At 74.0% G+C, this 4,982-nt stretch carries 3 protein-coding genes; 1 reads left to right on the plus strand and 2 read right to left on the minus strand.

All coding sequences use genetic code 11. The features are described 5' to 3' along the window. Positions 1-92: 92 nt before the first annotated feature. A complete protein-coding gene (locus ACOJTC_RS21375; protein ID WP_420118214.1) occupies positions 93-2,702 on the minus strand; it encodes a glycoside hydrolase family 9 protein in 2,610 nt (869 codons plus the stop codon). 255 nt (positions 2,703-2,957) lie between these two features. On the opposite strand from ACOJTC_RS21375, the gene ACOJTC_RS21380 reads away from it, so the two are divergent. Continuing rightward, positions 2,958-3,683, plus strand: coding sequence for a PP2C family protein-serine/threonine phosphatase (locus tag ACOJTC_RS21380; protein WP_420118212.1), 726 nt, complete (start codon positions 2,958-2,960; stop codon positions 3,681-3,683). A gap of 22 nt (positions 3,684-3,705) precedes the next feature. On the opposite strand, the gene ACOJTC_RS21385 is transcribed toward ACOJTC_RS21380, so the two are convergent. Continuing rightward, positions 3,706-4,982, minus strand: a 1,277-nt coding sequence (locus ACOJTC_RS21385) for an ATP-dependent helicase C-terminal domain-containing protein (protein ID WP_420118213.1), incomplete at its 5' end; no start/stop codon positions are given.

Here is a 4,982-nt window from a genome sequence, read left to right on the forward strand (position 1 = left end):
GGGGGGGGGGGGGCGCCGGGCGGCGGGGGGCCGACCGCCCGCCGCGCTCGGACCCCGGGTGGCAGCCCGGGGTCCGAGGGTGGGAGTGCCGGTCAGGACACCGTGCAGGCGACGCCGTTGACGGTGATCAGATCCGGTTCCGGGTTGGCCAGCGTGCCGGTCTTGGCGAGCAGACCGAAGGTAATGCTGGCGCCCGGCGCGATCTTCGCGTTGTACGACTCGTTCTTCGCCGTCACGGTGGCCCCGGACTGGGTCACCTTCGCCGACCACGCCTGGGTGACCTTCTGGTCGCCGTTGTAGGCGTACCGCAGGGTCCAGCCGTCGATCGCGGTGTCACCGGTGTTGCGCAGGACGACCTGGGTGTTGGAGCCGTCCGGCCAGGTGCCGTGCACCTGGTAGCTGACCGCGCAGGTGCGCGGGGCCACGGCCTTGGCCTCCCCCTGGTCGGCGAGGAACGACGCGAGCCAGGCCAGCGCCGAGTTCCAGTTGATCGCCACCTCGTTGGTCGAGTACGAGTTGATGTCGTCGACGTAGCAGAACATCGGCGCGCAGTCCTTGAGCAGCTGGGCGACGAACGGGTCCTGCAGGGCGGCGTTCGGGCCACCGGCGAGCGAGCCGACCGGCGGGTTCGGCATGGCCGGGTTGAGCTGGTTGCCGAAGATCCGGCTGTGCTGGTTGCGCGCGTTCTGCTCGCCCCAGCCGGTCACGTACGACATGTTCAGCGCGTTGCGGCCGAGCAGGTAGTCGGTCGCCTGCACCGCGCCGTCCCGGTACTTCGCGTCCCGGGTCAGGTCGAACGCGGTGGCCAGCACGACCATGTTGTTGATGATGTTGCTGTTGCTGCCCCAGACGTAGCTTGCCGCCTCGCCCGGCACCGGCAGGCCGTACGCCTGGGCGTGCAGGGTGGTCAGGTAGTTGTCGGCGGCGGCGGTCACCGAGGCGCGGACCCGGGCCCGGTCGGCGGCCGGCAGGCCGTTCGGCACGGTGGCCAGTTCGAGCCGGCCGACCGCGCCCACGCTCTGCCAGCTGAACGCGCCGCCCGTGGCGAACACGTCGCCGGTGTGCTGGGGCGAGGCGGTCAGGTCGTCCAGGTACGCCTTCTTGCCGGTGGTCAGGTACAGCTCGACGGCGGCCCAGTAGAACTCGTCGGTGACGTTGTTGTCCTCGTACGCCCCACCGCCGATGCCGTCGGCCGGGTCGGCGTAGACCGCCGGGTGGGCCTTGGCGGCGGCGTACGCGCTCGACGCGGCGGTGCCGCAGCGGGCGGCGAACGCCGCGTCGTACGGGGCGAACAGGCGCTGGCACTGCGCGGCGACGGCGGCCAGGTTGAGGGTGGCGGCGGTCGACGGCGGGTGCAGCTCACGCGGCTGCGCGTCGTCCTGCGGGGCGAGCGGCAGGCCGGTCCACGCCTTGTCGTGGATCTTGTGGTGGACCATCCCGGCCAGCGGCTTGCCGGCCGGCACCTGCATCCGGAGCAGGAACTCGATCTCCCAGCGGGCCTCGTCGAGGATGTCCGGCACCGCGTTGCCCCGCTCGGGCACCCGCAGCGTCGAGTCACCCAGCGCGGCGCCACCGGCGGCGGTCTCCGCGGTCTTGGTCCGCTCGAAGGCGCTCAGCAGCTGGTAGGCGGCGATACCGCCGTTGACCACGTACTTGCCGTGGTCGCCCGCGTCGTACCAGCCACCGCGCACGTCCAGCGAGTAGTCGCAGACACCGGGCTGGCAGGGCACCTGCGTGTCGCCCTGGTTGGGGGCCACGCCGAGGTGGCCGGCCGGGCGGGCGTACTCCTCGCCGATCAGGTCACCGTCGATCTCGATGCCGCTGCGCTGGGCGTAGAAGAACTGCATCGCGTCGGCCCGCAGCCGGTCGTAGAGGTCGCCGGAGATGTCGAACGGGTGGCTGGTCTCACCGTCGGCGACCAGCGTGTAGCCGGTGCCGGGCGTACGGAAGGACGAGAAGTCGACGGTCTGCACGTTCTGCCCGGAGGCGGCGTCGACCCCACGCGGGGTGCTCTGGCCGCTGGCGACGACCGTGCCGGCGGCCGACTTGAGCTGCCAGGGCAGCGCCTCGGTCGACTCGGTCACCACGGTGGCGTTCTTCGGGCCGCCGGGCAGGTAGCCGACCTGGTTGACCCGGACCCGGGGGCCGGTGTCCGGCACGTACGGCGGGGCGGCCTCGCCACCGCGCAACGAGACGTTGTCCAGGCAGATCCGCTGCTCGGCGGCGGCCCCACCGACCTGGAAGATGAGCTGGGCGTTGGGGTTGTCGTCCGGGACGGTGAACGTCTGCTCGACCCGCTTGCTCGTCGGGGCGGCCACCGCCGGCACGCTCGCGTACGAGGTGTAGGGGGCGCTGCCGAGCTGGAGCACGGCGTTGACGCTCAGCCCGGGGGTGGCCGAGATGTCGAAGCTGAGCTTGTACTCCGCACCGGCGTTGAGCCGGACCCCGTCGTGGCCGATGCCGGCGTCCCACGGGTTGGCCAGCCCGGCGGGGACGGTGACGCAGAGCCGGCCGTCGACGACGTCGAGCGGGCCGGTGCCATAGGAGAACCAGGGCGCGACGCCCTCGCTGAAGTCGCCGTTGCTGATCTGCTCGGGCGCGTCCGGCGGGACCTCGGCGTGGGCCACGCCGGTGCCGGCGCCGGTGAGGATCAGGGTCGTCGCTGCCAGTACCGCGAGATGCCGCCGACGTCGTCGGGTCAGGATCACGGGATTCCTTTCCGGGCGGAAGGGGTAGTGGTGGGGTGTGCCGTCGATGCCTGTCGCTGGGAGCGCTCCCAGCTATCAGCCAGATGTTTCCAGCGCGTCTCCTCCCTGTCAATCGATTCGACTGGATGACCTTCGGGCTGGTCGCAGCCGCCCGGACCGACGCCTGCGGCAGTGAGATTCGCCGCGCCACGCGCAGTCGTCCTGATCTCCTAGAGACAACAACGCCCTCCGCCTGGCAGGCTGCCACCCATGACCCTGAAGCTTCGTTCCGTCGGGACGAGCGACCGTGGGCTGATCCGCAGCGGAAACCAGGACGCCCTGCACTCCGGTGCCTGGCTCGTCGCCGTCGCCGACGGCATGGGCGGGATGGCGGCCGGCGACCTGGCCAGCCGGATCGCCATCGACGCGGTCGCCCCACTGGACGTGGAGACCCCCGAGGACGCCCTGGTGGCGGCGTTGCAGACCGGCATCGAGCTGGCCACCACGCGGATCCAGCAGGCCGTCCGGGAGGACCCCGAGCGGCAGGGCATGGGCACCACACTGACCGCCCTGCTGTTCTCCCGTACCGGTAGCTGCCTGGCGCTGGCCCACGTCGGCGACTCCCGGGCCTACCTGTTCCGCGAGGGCACCCTCAAACAGGTCACCCGGGACGACACCTTCGTCCAGATGCTCGTCGACCAGGGGGTGATCAGCCCCGAGGAGGCGTCCAGCCACCCCCGGCGGGCCGTGGTCACCCAGGCGTTGCAGGGCGAGCAGGTCTCCCCGTCGTACGCGACGATGGTGCCCCGGGCCGGCGACCGCTGGCTGCTGTGCAGCGACGGCCTGTCCAACGTCGTCCGCCCGGACACCCTCACCGAGGTGCTGCGGGAGACCCCGGACCGGGAGGACTGCGCCCGCCGCCTGATCGACCTCGCCCTGCGGGCCGGTGGCCCGGACAACATCACCGTGCTGATCGCCGACGTCGTCGACGAGTGACCGCCACCGGCGGTGCGTCGGCTCAGCGACGGCGGTGCGTGGTGTGCCGGGTCGGCGCGGCCGTGACCGGGTCCTCCGGCCAGGGGTGGCGCGGGTAGCGCCCGCGCAGCTCCCCACGCACCTGCGGATAGCCGGTACGCCAGAACGACGCCAGGTCGGCGGTGACCGCGACCGGCCGGCCGGCGGGGGAGAGCAGGTGCAGCAGCAGCGGCACCCGGCCGTCGGCCAGCCGGGGCGTCTGCTGCCAGCCGAACGTCTCCTGGAGCTTCACCGCCAGCACCGGCGCGGCCGGATCGGTGTAGTCGACCCGGACCCGGGAGCCGCTGGGCACCTCGACGCGTTCCGGGGCCAGCTCGTCCAGCCGGCCCGCCTGCGGCCAGGGCAGCAGCCGGCGCAGCGCCCCGACCACGTCGATCCGGGCCAGGTCGGCCCGGCGGCGGGCGGCGGCCAGCTCCGGCCCGAGCCACCGGTCGGCGATGGCGAGCAGCGCGTCGTCGGAGACCTCGGGCCACGGCCCGCCCAGCGCCTGCCGGCAGAACGCCAGCCGCTGGCGCAACGACCGGGCCGCCGGGGCCCAGGTCAACAGGTCCAGGCCCGCCTGGCGGAGCCCGTCGGCCAGGGCGGCGGCCAGCAGCTCCGGCGTCGGTCGGGCCAGCGGCCGGCTGACCAGCTCGATCGCGCCGAGCCGGGTCACCTGGCGGGCCAGCACGTCGCCGTCGACCCAACCGACCTCGCTGACCTCGGTCAGCAACGCGCCGCCGACCTCCCGGGCGGTCGCCTCGTCGAGCGGGGCGGCCAGCCGGACCCGGGCGGTCGGCGCGCCCGGCGAGCGGTCGGCCACCGCGACGGCCAGCCAGCCCGTCCCGGTCAACGCCGACCCGGCGGCCAGCTCCGCCCCCGTCCCACCCGCCATCTGGTACGACGTCCCACCGCCCCGGCGCAGCCGGGCCAGCCGCTCCGGATGGGCCAGCCCCACCAGCAGCCCCGCCGCCAGATCGTCGGGTAGCCACGGTCCGGCGGCCCGTCCCCGGCCGCTCCGTCCCTGGGCGGCCGGCCGGTCACCGGGCCGGTCCCGGTCGGCGGCGCGGGCGGGACCGGACGGCGGGCCGTCCGGGGTGCCGGCCCGGTCGGGGTCGCCGACGGGCAGCGCGGCCCGCAGCCGCCGGACCTCGGCCCGCCACCGGGCGGTGGCACCGGGGTCGGTGTCGTCGCGCAGCCGCCGCCACGCGGCGGTGAGATCGTCGTGCCGCCCGGCCAGACCGTCCTCGGCGAGCAGGGCGACCAGCTCGGCGGCCCGGT

The organism is Micromonospora sp. (genome assembly GCF_048594385.1).
In the GTDB taxonomy this organism is placed as follows: Bacteria; Actinomycetota; Actinomycetes; order Mycobacteriales; family Micromonosporaceae; genus Micromonospora; species Micromonospora wenchangensis.